Origin of the sequence: Burkholderia sp. KJ006 (assembly GCF_000262695.1) — a bacterium.
Taxonomy (GTDB): Bacteria; Pseudomonadota; Gammaproteobacteria; order Burkholderiales; family Burkholderiaceae; genus Burkholderia; species Burkholderia vietnamiensis.
In genome coordinates, this window is record NC_017920.1 from 451,192 (window position 1) to 465,131 (window position 13,940).

The 13,940-nt window shown below is 67.2% G+C and carries 14 protein-coding genes; 5 read left to right on the top strand and 9 right to left on the bottom strand.

Going from position 1 to position 13,940, the window contains the following annotated elements; translation table 11 throughout:
- Nucleotides 1-26: 26 nt before the first annotated feature.
- Nucleotides 27-230 (bottom strand): cold-shock protein, encoded by a 204-nt coding sequence (locus MYA_RS02070; RefSeq protein ID WP_006477070.1) that lies wholly within the window; start codon nucleotides 228-230, stop codon nucleotides 27-29.
- A 419-nt stretch (nucleotides 231-649) separates the two neighbouring features.
- Here MYA_RS02070 and MYA_RS02075 point away from each other — a divergent pair, with 419 nt between their 5' ends.
- The gene (locus MYA_RS02075) at nucleotides 650-2,248 is read left to right on the top strand and encodes an APC family permease (RefSeq protein ID WP_011883129.1); all 1,599 of its coding nucleotides are present in this window, start codon (nucleotides 650-652) and stop codon (nucleotides 2,246-2,248) included.
- Between the two features lie 106 nt (nucleotides 2,249-2,354).
- Here MYA_RS02075 and MYA_RS02080 read toward each other — a convergent pair whose 3' ends face one another.
- The 7 genes from MYA_RS02080 to MYA_RS02110 all read right to left on the bottom strand — a co-directional run bounded on the left by MYA_RS02080 (nucleotide 2,355) and on the right by MYA_RS02110 (nucleotide 8,458).
- On the bottom strand, nucleotides 2,355-3,146 hold the full coding sequence (locus MYA_RS02080; RefSeq protein WP_011883130.1) for a DODA-type extradiol aromatic ring-opening family dioxygenase: 792 nt from the start codon (nucleotides 3,144-3,146) through the stop codon (nucleotides 2,355-2,357).
- Nucleotides 3,147-3,370: 224 nt separating this feature from the next.
- Nucleotides 3,371-3,967: a UbiX family flavin prenyltransferase gene (locus MYA_RS02085; protein WP_014722359.1), complete on the bottom strand. Its 597-nt coding sequence runs from the start codon at nucleotides 3,965-3,967 to the stop codon at nucleotides 3,371-3,373.
- Between the two features lie 12 nt (nucleotides 3,968-3,979).
- Nucleotides 3,980-4,291, bottom strand: a complete 312-nt coding sequence (gene grxD, locus MYA_RS02090; protein ID WP_011883132.1) for a Grx4 family monothiol glutaredoxin — start codon at nucleotides 4,289-4,291, stop codon at nucleotides 3,980-3,982.
- 67 nt (nucleotides 4,292-4,358) lie between these two features.
- Nucleotides 4,359-5,201, bottom strand: coding sequence for a peptide chain release factor N(5)-glutamine methyltransferase (prmC, locus tag MYA_RS02095; RefSeq protein ID WP_011883133.1), 843 nt, complete (start codon nucleotides 5,199-5,201; stop codon nucleotides 4,359-4,361).
- A gap of 7 nt (nucleotides 5,202-5,208) precedes the next feature.
- Nucleotides 5,209-6,291: a peptide chain release factor 1 gene (gene prfA, locus MYA_RS02100; protein ID WP_014722360.1), complete on the bottom strand. Its 1,083-nt coding sequence runs from the start codon at nucleotides 6,289-6,291 to the stop codon at nucleotides 5,209-5,211.
- Nucleotides 6,292-6,371: 80 nt separating this feature from the next.
- Nucleotides 6,372-7,670 (bottom strand): glutamyl-tRNA reductase, encoded by a 1,299-nt coding sequence (gene hemA / locus MYA_RS02105; RefSeq protein WP_011883135.1) that lies wholly within the window; start codon nucleotides 7,668-7,670, stop codon nucleotides 6,372-6,374.
- 71 nt (nucleotides 7,671-7,741) lie between these two features.
- On the bottom strand, nucleotides 7,742-8,458 hold the full coding sequence (locus tag MYA_RS02110) for a response regulator transcription factor (RefSeq protein ID WP_011883136.1): 717 nt from the start codon (nucleotides 8,456-8,458) through the stop codon (nucleotides 7,742-7,744).
- Between the two features lie 176 nt (nucleotides 8,459-8,634).
- On the opposite strand from MYA_RS02110, the gene MYA_RS02115 reads away from it, so the two are divergent.
- The 4 genes from MYA_RS02115 to MYA_RS02130 all read left to right on the top strand — a co-directional run bounded on the left by MYA_RS02115 (nucleotide 8,635) and on the right by MYA_RS02130 (nucleotide 11,968).
- Entirely contained in the window at nucleotides 8,635-8,889 is a 255-nt protein-coding gene (locus MYA_RS02115) for a hypothetical protein (RefSeq protein ID WP_011883137.1), read from the top strand.
- A gap of 18 nt (nucleotides 8,890-8,907) precedes the next feature.
- Nucleotides 8,908-10,722, top strand: coding sequence for an aminopeptidase P family protein (locus tag MYA_RS02120; RefSeq protein ID WP_041493745.1), 1,815 nt, complete (start codon nucleotides 8,908-8,910; stop codon nucleotides 10,720-10,722).
- A 74-nt stretch (nucleotides 10,723-10,796) separates the two neighbouring features.
- Nucleotides 10,797-11,348, top strand: coding sequence for an isochorismatase family protein (locus MYA_RS02125; protein ID WP_014722362.1), 552 nt, complete (start codon nucleotides 10,797-10,799; stop codon nucleotides 11,346-11,348).
- Complete coding sequence (locus tag MYA_RS02130; protein ID WP_014722363.1) at nucleotides 11,345-11,968, top strand: HAD family hydrolase; 624 nt, start codon at nucleotides 11,345-11,347, stop codon at nucleotides 11,966-11,968. The genes MYA_RS02125 and MYA_RS02130 overlap by 4 nt, the downstream gene beginning before the upstream one ends.
- A gap of 131 nt (nucleotides 11,969-12,099) precedes the next feature.
- On the opposite strand, the gene ettA is transcribed toward MYA_RS02130, so the two are convergent.
- Nucleotides 12,100-13,767, bottom strand: a complete 1,668-nt coding sequence (gene ettA / locus MYA_RS02135) for an energy-dependent translational throttle protein EttA (protein ID WP_014722364.1) — start codon at nucleotides 13,765-13,767, stop codon at nucleotides 12,100-12,102.
- Nucleotides 13,768-13,940 lie beyond the last annotated feature (173 nt).

Sequence of the window (13,940 nt, forward strand, 5' to 3'; positions counted from 1 at the left end):
TTTCTACACGAAATATCGCGCCGAACTTAGACCGGACGGATGTTCGCAGCTTGCAGACCCTTCGGGCCCGTCTTCACTTCGAATTCAACCTTCTGGTTTTCTTGCAGCGTCTTGAAGCCTTCGACGCGGATTTCCGAGAAGTGCGCGAACAGATCGTCGCCGCCGCCTTCCGGGGTGATGAAGCCGAAGCCCTTTGCGTCATTGAACCACTTGACGGTACCGGTTGCCATGTTACTTGTTCCTAAAAAGATAAAACGGGGCCGAAGCCCATGGGGTGCGGAAAATCAAGGAAGGGGTAATAGGACCACCGGAGTACCGTTGATGGGCGAACTACGAAAGAACCAATTCACTCGCCGCTTGAAATCCTGCAACGTTGTTTATACGGCTAATCGGTCGCGCGGTCAACCGTATTTCCATTCACTCAGGGTTATTGCGGAGTTCAGGTTTACAAAACTTGCAAGGGGCGCGAATTTTTTGTAGGGGCCGAACGATTTTGGCGCCAACTCGCAGGTGCAACCGTTAAACTACGCGCCGCGCGGACGGGTTGCCCCGATCGGGTGTCCCGTCCCCCCAAGAATGCGTGCGCGGTGCTGTCCGAGCCGATCCCGGACCGCAGGCCGACCATGCTTTTTGAGACACAGGAGAGGATGTGAAGAGTTCTATTCAACGGAACATCGGCCCGTTTGCATTGATGCTGACGGGGCTGGGTTCGATTATCGGCTCGGGCTGGCTGTTCGGCGCCTGGAAAGCCGCGAAGATCGCCGGTCCGGCGGCGATTTGCGCGTGGATCATCGGTGCGGTCGTGATTCTCGCGATTGCGCTGACGTATGCGGAACTGGGCGCGATGTTCCCCGAGTCGGGCGGCATGGTGCGCTATGCGCGCTACTCGCACGGTTCGCTGGTGGGCTTCATCAGCGCCTGGGCGAACTGGATCGCGATCGTGTCGGTGATTCCGATCGAAGCCGAAGCGTCGATTCAGTACATGAGCACGTGGCCCTATCCTTGGGCGCATGCGCTGTTCGTGAACGGCGAATTGTCGACACCGGGGCTGCTGCTGTCGGCCGTGCTGGTCGTCATCTACTTCCTGCTGAACTACTGGGGTGTGAAGGCGTTCGCGCGGGCGAACACCGCGATCACGATCTTCAAGTTCCTGATTCCGGGCCTCACGATCCTCGGGCTGATGCTGTCGAGCTTCCACTCGGAAAACCTCGGCACGGCGTCGAATGCGAGCTTCGCGCCGTACGGCTGGTCGGCAGTGCTGACCGCGGTCGCGACGAGCGGCATCGTGTTCGCGTTCAACGGCTTCCAGAGCCCGGTGAACCTCGCCGGCGAAGCGCGCAATCCGTCGCGCAGCGTGCCGTTCGCGGTGATCACGTCGATCCTGCTCGCGCTGGTGATCTACGTGCTGCTGCAGATGGCCTACATCGGCTCGGTCAACCCGGCCGACGTCGCGAAGGGCTGGGCGCACTTCAACTTCTCGTCGCCGTTCGCGGAGCTCGCGATCGCGCTGAACCTGAACTGGCTTGCGATCCTGCTGTACGTCGACGCGTTCATCAGCCCGAGCGGCACCGGCACGACCTACATGGCGACGACCACCCGCATGATCTACGCGATGGAGCGCAACAACACGATGCCGAAGATGTTCGGCAACGTGCATCCGATCTACGGCGTGCCGCGCCAGGCGATGTGGTTCAACCTGCTCGTGTCGTTCGTGTTCCTGTTCTTCTTCCGCGGCTGGAGCTCGCTCGCGGCGGTGATCTCGGTCGCGACGGTGATCTCGTACCTGACCGGCCCGATCAGCCTGATGGCGCTGCGCCGCGCGGCTACCGACATCGAGCGTCCGCTGTCGATTCCGCTGATGAAGCTGATCGCCCCGTTCGCGTTCGTCTGCGCGTCGCTGATCCTGTACTGGGCGAAGTGGCCGCTGACCGGCGAAATCATCCTGCTGATGGTCGTCGCGCTGCCGGTGTACTTCTTCTTCCAGGCGAAGGCCGGCTGGGGCGGCTGGGGCGCGGACCTGAAGGCCGCGTGGTGGCTGGTCGCCTACCTGCCGACGATGGCCGTGCTGTCGCTGATCGGCAGCAAGGAGTTCGGCGGTCACGGCGTGCTGCCGTACGGCTGGGACATGCTGGTCGTCGCGGTGATCTCGCTCGGGTTCTACTTCTGGGGCGTGAATACCGGCTACCGGACGCAGTACCTCGACGAGCGCGAATCGCACGACGAGATCCTCGAAGGGATCGGCGCCTGACGCGATCGACTGCCGCCGGATTCGGCGGCGGCAGCAAACATACGAAAGCCCGCCGGAGCATCGCTCCGGCGGGCTTTTTGTTGGTGCGCCGAGCGCCGCGCCGGGTTCAGGCGGCGGCGCTCGCGAACACGTAGTTCGTCATCGCCAGCACGCGCTGATACGTGCCGAGCGACTGGATGCCGAGCCGATAGTCGTCGTCGGCCGCGCCGAGCGCGGCGAACACCGGCAGCAGATGCTCGTCGGTCGGATGCATGAGCGCCGCGTGCGGCGCCTGCCGGCGATAGTCGAGCAGCGCGTCGACATTGCGCGCGGCGAGGCGCGCCTCGAACCAGTCGGTGAATTCGGCGACGCGCGGGTCCGCATCCTCCGGCGCCGCGCCGAAATCCGCCGCGCGCAGGTTGTGCGTGATCTGGCCCGAGCCGATCACCATCACGCCTTCGTCGCGCAGCGGCCGCAGCGCGCGGCCGAGCGCGAAATGATGGGCCGCGTCGGCGCGCGGCTGGATCGACAACTGCGCGACCGGCACATCGGCATCCGGGAACATCAGCAGCATCGGCACCCATGCGCCGTGGTCGAGGCCGTGCTCGGTCGTCGCGGTTGCGATGCCGGCCGCGTTCAGCAACTCGGCTGCGCGCTCGGCGACCTCCGGTGCGCCGGGCGCCGGATAGCGGATCTCGTACAGCGCCCGCGGAAAACCGTAGAAGTCGTGGATCGTTTCAGGCTGCGCGGCGACGCTCGCGACCGGCTGCTGCGTGCCCCAGTGCGCGGAGAGCATCAGCACAGCGCGCGGGCGCGGCAATTCGGCGCCGAGGTGCGTAAACGCCGCCGACGGCAGCGACGGATCGATCGGCAGCGTCGGCGCACCGTGGGACAGGTAAAGCGACGGCAAGCGGTTCATGGTGAGGCAGCCTTCAGGAACGGATTGCCTATGACTATAGGCGTGTACCACGCGTCAATAAACGGGTGGGGCGGAATTTGATTGAATCTCTGGAGTTGATAATCGGCGCGAAGCCTGGCGCGGCGGTGTCGGCGCGATCGCAAGCCGCCCACATCGACTGATTAGCGGGCAGATCGCTTGGCGTTACGCGGAGAACGACGCCGATGTACGGCGCGTCGTGCGGCTCATTGCGCGGCCCGGATGCCGGCCCACGGCGGGGTCATCGGCGCGCTGAGCGCGAACAGGTCGAGCACACGCGTGACGGTCTGATCGACGAGTTCCTCGATCGTCTTCGGCATTGCGTAGAACGCGGGCAGCGGCGGGAACACGATGCCGCCCATTTCGGTCACGGCGGTCATGTTGCGGAGATGGGCGAGGTTGAACGGCGTTTCGCGCACCATCAGCACGAGACGGCGACGTTCCTTCAGCGTGACGTCGGCCGCGCGCGTGATCAGGTTGTCCGACAGACCATGTGCGACGCTTGCGAGCGTCTTCATCGAGCACGGTGCGATCACCATGCCGTCGGTGGCGAACGAGCCGGACGCGATCGTCGCGCCGACGTCGCGCACCGAATGCACGACGTCCGCGCGGCTTTCGACGTCGGCCTTCGACAGCTTCAGTTCATGCTGAACGTTGAGCCAGCCGGCGTTCGACACCAGCAGGTGGGTCTCGACGCCGCCGGCTGCGCGCAGCATGTCGAGCAGCCGCAGGCCGTAGACCGCGCCGGTGGCGCCGGTGATCGCGACGATCAGCCGGCGTGGCGGCGCGCTGGGAGATGCCATGCGGGACGGGCTTTACGCGGCGGCGAACAGTTGCTGCAGTTCGCCCGACTGGTACATCTCCATCATGATGTCCGAGCCGCCGATGAATTCGCCCTTCACGTACAGTTGCGGGATGGTGGGCCAGTTCGAGAATTCCTTGATGCCCTGGCGGATTTCGTCGTCCTCGAGGACGTTGACCGTCTTGAACTGATCGACGCCGCAGGCCTTCAGCACCTGCACTGCGCGGCCCGAGAAGCCGCACATCGGGAATTGCGCGTTGCCCTTCATGAAGAGCACGACCTGGTTTTCGTCGACGATTTGCTTGATACGTTGTTGGGTGTCCATGACTGACCTTGCGTTTGCGGGGCGTTAGATCGAAATGATAGCGGATTTCATCCGCGCGGGCCGGGCGTCAGCCGGGCAGGCGGCCGCCGGTCGTACGCTCGATCGCGGCCAGATCGGCGAGCGATTCGACCGCGACGAAGCCGTGCGACGCGAGCAGCGCGCGCACGGCTTCGGCCTGGTCGTAGCCGTGCTCGATCCACAGCGTGCCGCCCGGTTTCAGATGCGCGCCGGCGCCCGCGACGATCGTGCGGATCGCGCTCAGGCCGTCGGCATCGTCGGTGAGCGCGCCGCGCGGCTCGAAGCGCAGGTCGCCCTGCTCGAGGTGCGGATCGTGCTGCGCGATGTACGGCGGGTTGCTGACGATCGCATCGAACGCGAGCGCCGGGTCGAGCGCGGCGTACCAGTCGCTCTGCAGCCAGTGCAGCGGGCCGCCGGGGCGCCGCGCGTCGAGCAGCTTGGCGGCGTTGCGCTGCGCGACTTCGAGCGCGGCCGGCGAGCGATCGAGCGCCCATACGCGGGCGTCGGGCCGCTCGGCCGCGATCGACACGGCGATCGCGCCGCTGCCGGTGCCGAGATCGAGCACGGCCGGATGCGGCCGGCCGTCGATCGCGTCGAGCGCGGCTTCGACCAGCAGCTCGGTTTCGGGGCGCGGGATCAGCACGTCGGGCGTCACGTCGAACGGCCGGCCGAAGAACTCGCGCATCCCGACGAGCTGCGCGACCGGCTCACCGGCCACGCGGCGTGCCTCGAGCGCGCGGTAGCGTGCGATCGCCGCCGGCTCGAGCGGCGCATCGCCGCGCGTGATCAGCTGCGTGCGGGTCCAGCCGAGCGCGTGCGACAGCAGCACGCGTGCATCGACCGCGTCGAGCGGCGACGCGCGCAACAGATCGTCGGCGGTGAGCTCGGGCATCGTGGCCTCAGTCGGCGTCGCCGAGCGACGCGAGCAGTTCGGCCTGATGCTCGCTGACGAGCGCGCCGATCAGTTCGTCGAGGTCGCCGTCCATCAGCGCCTCGAGCCGGTACAGCGTCAGGTTGATCCGGTGGTCGGTCATCCGGCCCTGCGGGAAGTTGTAGGTGCGGATCCGCTCCGAGCGGTCGCCGGAGCCGATCAGGCTCTTGCGCGTCGCGGCTTCCTTCGCGTGCTGCTCGTGATACTGCTTGTCCTTGATGCGCGCGGCGAGCACCTTCAGCGCGCGATCCTTGTTCTTGTGCTGCGAACGGTCGTCCTGGCACTCGACGACGATCCCGGTCGGAATGTGCGTGACGCGCACCGCCGAGTCGGTCTTGTTGATGTGCTGGCCGCCCGCGCCCGACGCGCGGAACGTGTCGATCCGCAGGTCGGCCGGATTGATTTCGACCTCGCCGATCTCGTCGGCTTCCGGCATCACCGCCACCGTGCACGCGGACGTGTGGATGCGCCCCTGCGTCTCGGTGGCCGGCACGCGCTGCACGCGATGGCCGCCCGACTCGAACTTCAGCCGCGAATACGCACCCTGGCCGGCGATCCGCACGATCACTTCCTTGTAGCCGCCGAGGTCCGACGGGCTCTCCGACATCATCTCGACCTGCCAGCGCTGGCGTTCCGCGTAGCGCAGATACATGCGCAGCAGGTCGCCCGCAAACAGCGCCGATTCGTCGCCGCCGGTGCCGGCGCGGATTTCGAGGAAGATGTTGCGATCGTCGTTCGGGTCCTTCGGCAGCAGCATCTTCTGCAATTCGCCTTCGAGGCGGGTCATGCGCTCGCGTGCGCTGCGAATCTCCTCTTCGGCGAAGTCGCGCATCGACGCGTCCGCGAGCAATTCCTGCGCGGCCGCTTCGTCGTTGCGCGACTGGCGCCACAGCGCGTACTGCTCGACGACCGGCCCGAGCTCCGCGTGTTCGCGCGTCAGCTTGCGGTACTGGTCGAGATCGGCCGTGACGTTTTCGCGGCTCAGCAGATCATTGAGTTCGGCCAGCCGGACAGACAGCTGGTCGAGCTTGCGTTGCATGCTCGTCTTCATGGTGTGGAGCGGCGCTCCCGGGCAAGGGTATTCGAAAAGGATAGGCCGGCGCGCCGCCGGCGGCGTCGCGCCGACCGTCGCTAGTGGCCGGACTGGTCGTTCGAGCGCGGCGCGTGCTGGTAGAAGCCGCGCATCAGGTCGATCAGCGAATCGCGATCGGCGCCGCTCACGCGGTTCAGCGCGCTCGTCGGGCCGTGGATCAGCTTGTTGGTGAGCGCCTGCGACAGCGCTTCGAGAACGGCGGCCGGATCGTCGCCGCGTGCGAGCAGCTTTTGTGCCTTCTCGACTTCGGCGCGGCGCAGTGCGTCGGCCTGCGTATGCATGTGACGAATCACCGGCACGACGCTGCGCGTGTCGAGCCATTGCATGAAATTCTGCACGCGCGTCTCGATGATCGCCTCGGCCTGGGCGACCGCGGCCTGGCGCGACGCGTTGCCTTCGCGCACGATCGCGCCGAGATCGTCGACCGTGTAGAGGAACACGTCCTTCAGCTTGCCGACTTCGGGCTCGATGTCGCGCGGCACCGCGAGGTCGACCATGAAGATGGGCCGGTGGCGGCGTGCCTTCACCGCGCGCTCGACGGCACCGAGGCCGATGATCGGCAGCGTCGACGCGGTGCACGACACGATGATGTCGAACTCGTGCATGCGCGTCGGCAGGTCCGACAGCGGCATCGCGCGGCCGCCGAAGCGTTCGGCGAGCCGTTGGCCGCGCTCCGCGGTGCGGTTCGCGACGACGAGCTCGCGCGGGCCTTGCGCAGCGAAATGCGTCGCGCATAGCTCGATCATCTCGCCCGCGCCGATGAACAGCACGCGCTGATCCGCCACCTTTTCGAAGATGCGTTGCGCGAGGCGCACCGCCGCGGCGGCCATCGACACCGACTGCGTGCCGATCTCGGTCGTGCCGCGCACTTCCTTCGCGACCGCGAACGTGCGCTGGAACAGCTGGTTCAGATAGGTGCCGAGCGCGCCGGCTTCGGTCGCGGTGCGCACGGCGTCCTTCATCTGGCCCAGAATCTGGGTTTCGCCGAGCACCATCGAATCGAGGCCGGACGCGACGCGGAATGCGTGCCGGACCGCTTCCGATTGCGGCAGCGCGTAGACGTGCGGCGCGAGTTCGTCGACCGGAATCCGGTGATACTCCGACAGCCAGCGAATCGCCCCGTCGCGCGCGGCGCGATCATGCGTCGCGCAATAGAGCTCGGTGCGGTTGCAGGTGGAGAGGATCGCCGCTTCGGGCGTGTTCGGCGCCTGGGGGCCGAGGAACACGTTCTTGAACGTGACGAGAGCCGGTTTGATCTGCTCGAGCGGAAACGCCACGCGTTCGCGCAAGGCGACAGGCGCAGTGTGGTGATTGATTCCGATCGTGAGGAGTTGCATATCAGGGGCTATCGTTTAGCCTCATATTATAGCGTCTCGGCGATTTCCTCACTCAGCGCGTGGCGGGTACGTCAGCCGGGCGGCGCGCAGGCGGGGGCCTCGACCGGCACGCGGTTGAGCTGATAGCCGTAGCCGTACAGAGGCAGGAGCCGGTAGCCGCGTTCGGGAAGCAGCTGCAGCTTGCAGCGCAGCCGTGACGCGTGGGTGTCGAGCGTGCGCGACTTCATGTCGCGGTGACGCGCCCACACCGTTTCGAGGATGTGGGCGCGCGACACCGGCCGGGACAGGTTCGCGAACAGCAACTCGGCGAAGCGAAATTCCTTCGGCGTGAGCGCGACGACCGAATCGCCGAAGCGCACGACGCTGTGGATCACGTCGAACGCGTATTCGCCGAACGTTTCGCGTGCGCGATTCGGCGGCCGCCGCACGCCCGCGCGCCGGCTCAACGCATTGACGCGCGCCAGCAACTCGGGGCCGCTCACGGGGCGCACGACGCAGTCGTCCGCGCCCGCGTGCAGGCACGACACCACTTCGCTTTCCCGCGCGCGCTGCATCACGGCGATGGCCGGCAGCCCGGGCAGGATCGACTGCGCCCGCGGGATGACTTCCTCGGCCGGGTGATCGCCGGCCCAGTTGCCGGTGATCAGCATGTCGCAGGTGTCGGTGGCGAGCCACTCGAAGAAGTCCGCGCTCGACTCGAACGCGTGGCAGAGGTGACCGCCGGCGAACAGCAGGCGGTTCAGGAGCGCAGCATGGCGCGCCTCCGGATCGATCAGGGCAATTCGCATGAGGATTTCTTCAATACGGCTGCCGGTGCGCGCTTGCCATAACGTCAGGTCGGCCCCTACACTCGAATGTTCGCGGCGCCCGGCTGGTCGGGGGTTTCGATGGATGGATGAGTCGATGCTAGCCGCTGGCAACGTTCACGCCTATGGGACGAATCTGAATTTATAGAAGGCGTCGAATGAACTGGTTTGGAATCATTGTTCTCGGAGCGGCCGTCGGGCTGTTCGGCCGGTGGCTGCACCCGCTGCGGCGCGCAGGCCGGCCGGCATGGTGGATCGCGGTGCTGGTCGGCATCGTGGCCGCCGCCGCCGCGCGCATGGCCGGTAACCTCTCCGGACTGTTTTACGATGGCGAAACGCTCGAATGGCCGGTCTGCACCGGTGTCGCGTTCCTCGCCGTAGCCGTGACGGTCGCCGTGTCGGCCCGTCGCTGAAAGCTCTCAGGTGAAATCATGAATGCCCGTCTCCCCGAAGTCTCGTCGGTGCCGGCCCGCCTCGCGCTGCTGCGCGGTGCGATGGTCCGCGAGGACCTGGCCGCCTATCTGGTGCCGTCCGCCGATCCGCACCTGTCCGAGTACCTGCCCGAGCGCTGGCAGGCGCGCCGCTGGCTGTCCGGGTTCACCGGCTCGGTCGGCACGCTGGTCGTGACCGCCGATTTCGCCGGGCTTTGGGTCGACAGCCGTTACTGGGTGCAGGCAGAGGCCGAGCTTGCCGGCACGGGCGTTCAGCTGATGAAGATGACGAGCGGCCAGCAGAGCGCGCCGCACGTCGACTGGCTCGCGCAGAACGTGCCGGCCGGCGCGACGGTCGGCGTCGACGGCGCGGTGCTCGGCATCGCGGCCGCCCGCGCGCTGACGGCCGCGCTCGACGCACGCGGCATCGCGCTGCGCACCGATCTCGACCTGCTCGACGCGATCTGGCCCGAGCGCCCTGGCTTGCCGGGCGCCGCGGTGTTCGAGCACACGGCGCCGCAGGCCGACACGACGCGCGCCAGCAAGCTCGCCGAAGTGCGCCGCGCGATGCACGCGCAGGGCGCGCAGTGGCACTTCGTGTCGACGCTCGACGATCTCGCGTGGCTGTTCAACCTGCGCGGCGCCGACGTCAACTTCAACCCGGTGTTCGTCGCGCACGCGCTGATCGGCGCCGAGCGCGCGACGTTGTTCGTCGCCGACGGCAAGGTGCCGCCGGCGCTGGCCGCGTCGCTCGCGCAGGACGGCGTCGAGGTCCGCGCGTACGACGCCGCGCGCGCGTCGCTGAGTGCGCTGCCCGACGGCGCAAGCCTGCTGATCGACCCGCGCCGCGTCACGTTCGGCACGCTCGAGGCCGTGCCGGCCGGCGTGAAGCTGATCGAGGCCGTGAACCCGTCGACGTTCGCGAAGTCGCGCAAGACGTCCGCCGAGATCGAGCACGTGCGCGTGACGATGGAGCACGACGGCGCCGCACTTGCCGAATTCTTCGCGTGGTTCGAGCAGGCGGTGAACCGCGAGCCGATCACCGAGCTGACGATCGAGGCGCAGCTGACGGCCGCGCGCGCCCGGCGTCCCGGCTACGTGTCGCCGAGCTTCGCGACGATCGCCGGCTTCAACGCGAACGGCGCGATGCCGCATTACCACGCGACGCCCGCGTCGCATGCGACGATCGCCGGCGACGGCCTGCTGCTGATCGACTCCGGCGGCCAGTACACGGGCGGCACGACCGACATCACGCGCGTCGTGCCGGTCGGCACGGTCGGCGATCTGCAGCGGCGCGATTTCACGATCGTGCTGAAGTCGATGATGGCGCTGTCGCGCGCGCGCTTCCCGCGCGGCATTCGCTCGCCGATGCTCGATGCGATCGCGCGCGCGCCGATGTGGGCGGCCGGGCTCGACTACGGCCACGGCACCGGTCACGGCGTCGGCTATTTCCTGAACGTGCACGAAGGGCCGCAGGTCATTTCGCACTACGCGCCGGCCGAGCCGCACACGGCGATGGAAGAGGGGATGATCACGTCGATCGAGCCGGGCGTGTACCGGCCCGGCAAATGGGGTATCCGGATCGAGAACCTGGTCGTGAATCGCGCGGCCGGGCAGACCGAATTCGGCGATTTCCTCGCGTTCGAGACGCTCACGCTGTGCCCGATCGACACGCGCTGCGTGCTGATCGAGATGCTGCACGAAGAAGAGCGCGCCTGGCTGAACGCGTATCACGCGAGCGTGCGCGAGCGGGTCGGCCGGCACGTGAGCGGCGACGCGAAGGCCTGGCTCGACGTGCGCACGCAACCGATCTGACCCGGCCCGACGCACGGCAAAGCAGACGCCGCATACCGGCCGCACGGCGGCCGGACCATCACCGAGGGCACGCGATGGCAGACACCGCAGTAATCGTGATCGACATGCAGCGCGGGCTGCTGCAGCGGGCGCGGCCCGCGTACCGGCTCGACGACGTCGTGGCGGGCATCAACCGCCTGACCGCGGCCGCGCGCGCGGCGAATGCGCCCGTGTGCTTCGTGCAGCACGACGGCGACGCGGACGACGACATCGTGCCCGGCACACCCGGCTGGGAACTGCACGACGCGCTGAGCGTCGGCCCCGCCGACTGGCGCATCCGCAAGCAGATGAGCGATGCGTTCCACGACACGCCGCTCGCCGCGCAGCTCGACGGGCACGGCATCCGGTCGGTGCTGATCTGCGGCTATGCGACCGAGTTCTGCGTCGATGCGGCCGCGCGCCGCGCGGCGCTGCTCGGCTACCGGACGAGCGTCGTGTCGGACCTGCATACGACCAACGAGCGCACGCATCTGTCGGCCGCGCAGATCGTCGCGCACCATCAGTTCGTGTGGGAAAACAGCACGCTGTCGGGCAACGCGGTGACGCCGCGTCCGCTCGCGGACGTGCTCGCAACGGAGTTCGCATGACGATCAAGGCGGTGGTATTCGATTTCGGCGGCGTGCTGATCGACTGGAGCCCCGAGTATCTGTACCGGCAACTGATTCCCGACGAAGCGCCGCGCCGCTGGTTCCTCACGCACGTGTGCGCGATGGACTGGGTGGTCCGCCAGGACGGCGGGCAGACGATCGACGAAGGAACCGACGAACTCGTCGCGAAGTTTCCGGAACACGAGGCGCTGATTCGCGCGTTCTACGCACGCTGGCACGAGATGATCGGCGGCGTGCTCGAAGAAGGCGCGGCGCTGGTCGAGCGGCTCGATGCGCAGCGCATGCCGCTGTTCGGGCTGACCAATTGGTCGGCGCAGACGTTTCCGTATGCGTGGGACAACTTCCCGGTGCTGCGACGCTTCAAGGACATCGTCGTGTCGGGCCACGTGAAGCTCGTGAAGCCCGATCCGGCGATCTACCGCGCAATGCACGCGCGGATCGAACCGCATCTGCCGGGTGTCGCGCCGCATGAACTCGTGTTCATCGACGACAACGCGAACAACGCGGCGGCCGCGACCGCGCTCGGCTGGCACGGCATCCATCACACGAGCGCGGCGGCGACCGAGGCGCGCCTGCGCGAGCTGGGCGCGCTCACGTAGGCGAGCGTCGGGCGTTGAGCCAATAGAAAAGCGGGCCAGTGGCCCGCTTTCGTTTTGGCGATCCCGAAGCGGCGGCGCGGGCGTGCGGCCCCGCGTTGCCGCGCACCGCGCCGGACGCCGCCCCGTGCCGATCAGCGGCTGATCGGCTTGTAGCGCAGACGCTTCGGCTTCGCCGCTTCTTCGCCGAGGCGCGCACGCTTGTCGGCTTCGTACTCCTGGTAGTTGCCGTCGAAGAACGTGACCTGCGAATCGCCTTCGAAGGCGAGGATGTGCGTCGCGATCCGGTCGAGGAACCAGCGATCGTGCGAGATCACCAGCACCGAGCCCGCGAACTCCAGCAGCGCGTCTTCCAGCGCGCGCAGCGTTTCGACGTCGAGGTCGTTCGACGGTTCGTCGAGCAGCAGCACGTTGCCGCCGGAGATCAGCGTCTTCGCGAGGTGCAGGCGGCCGCGCTCGCCGCCCGACAGGTTGCCGACGATCTTCTGCTGGTCGCCGCCCTTGAAGTTGAAGCGGCCGATGTACGCGCGCGACGGCGTTTCGTACTTGCCGACCGTCAGCACGTCGGCGCCGCCGGAGATTTCCTCGAACACCGTCTTCGAGCCGTCGAGCGCGTCGCGGCTCTGGTCGACGTACGCGAGCTTCACCGTGGGCCCGAGCACGACTTCGCCGGAATCCGGCTGCTCCTTGCCGGTCAGCATCTTGAACAGCGTCGACTTGCCGGCGCCGTTCGGGCCGATGATGCCGACGATCGCGCCGGCCGGGATCTTCAGGCTCAGGTTGTCGATCAGCAGGCGATCGCCGAACGACTTGCTGACGTTCTTGAACTCGATCACTTCATTGCCGAGGCGATCGCCGACCGGAATGAAGATTTCCTGCGTTTCGTTGCGCTTCTGGTATTCCTGGCTGTTCAGTTCCTCGAAGCGCGCGATCCGCGCCTTCGACTTCGCCTGACGGCCCTTCGGGTTCTGGCGCACCCACTCCAGTTCCTTCTTGATCGCCTTCTGGCGCGCCGATTCCGACGCTTCTTCCTGCTTCAGGCGCTCTTCCTTCTGGTCGAGCCAGCTGCTGTAGTTGCCCTTCCACGGAATGCCGTGGCCGCGGTCGAGTTCGAGAATCCACTCGGCCGCGTTGTCGAGGAAGTAGCGATCGTGCGTGACGGCGACGACGGTGCCGGGGAAGCGCACCAGGAACTGCTCGAGCCAGTCGACCGACTCGGCGTCGAGGTGGTTGGTCGGCTCGTCGAGCAGCAGCATGTCGGGCTTTTCGAGCAGCAGCTTGCACAGCGCGACGCGGCGCTTTTCGCCGCCCGACAGGTGCTCGATCTTCGCGTCCCACGGCGGCAGGCGCAGCGCGTCGGCGGCCACTTCGAGCTGCTGCTCGGGGCTGCCGCCGTCGCTCGACGCGAGGATCGCTTCGTATTTCGCCTGCTCGGCCGCGAGCGCGTCGAAGTCGGCGTCGGGTTCCGCATACGCGGCGTAGATTTCCTCGAGCTTCTTGTTCGCCTGGAACAGGTCGCCGAGGCCGTCCTCGACCGCCTCGCGCACCGTCTTCGTCGGGTCGAGCTGCGGTTCCTGCGGCAGATAGCCGATGTTCAGGTTCGGCATCGGCGTCGCTTCGCCTTCGATGTCCTTGTCGACGCCCGCCATGATGCGGATCAGCGTCGACTTGCCCGAGCCGTTCAGGCCGAGCACGCCGATCTTCGCGCCCGGAAAGAACGACAGCGAGATGTCCTTCAGGATCTGGCGCTTGGGCGGCACGATCTTGCCGACCCGGTTCATCGTGAAAACGTATTGGGCCATTTGGGTGTGAAAGTCAGAGGGTTGAGACTGCCGCGCGGCGCATGGGCGAGCGTGGCGTCGGATGAGTCGGTACGGAGCGCGCGGCGCGCGGCGCGGCCGTGGCGCCGCGTGGCGGCGGCGCGAGCGCGTATTGTACTTCGCCGCCGCCTGCCGCTGGCGCGGCGCCGGCCATT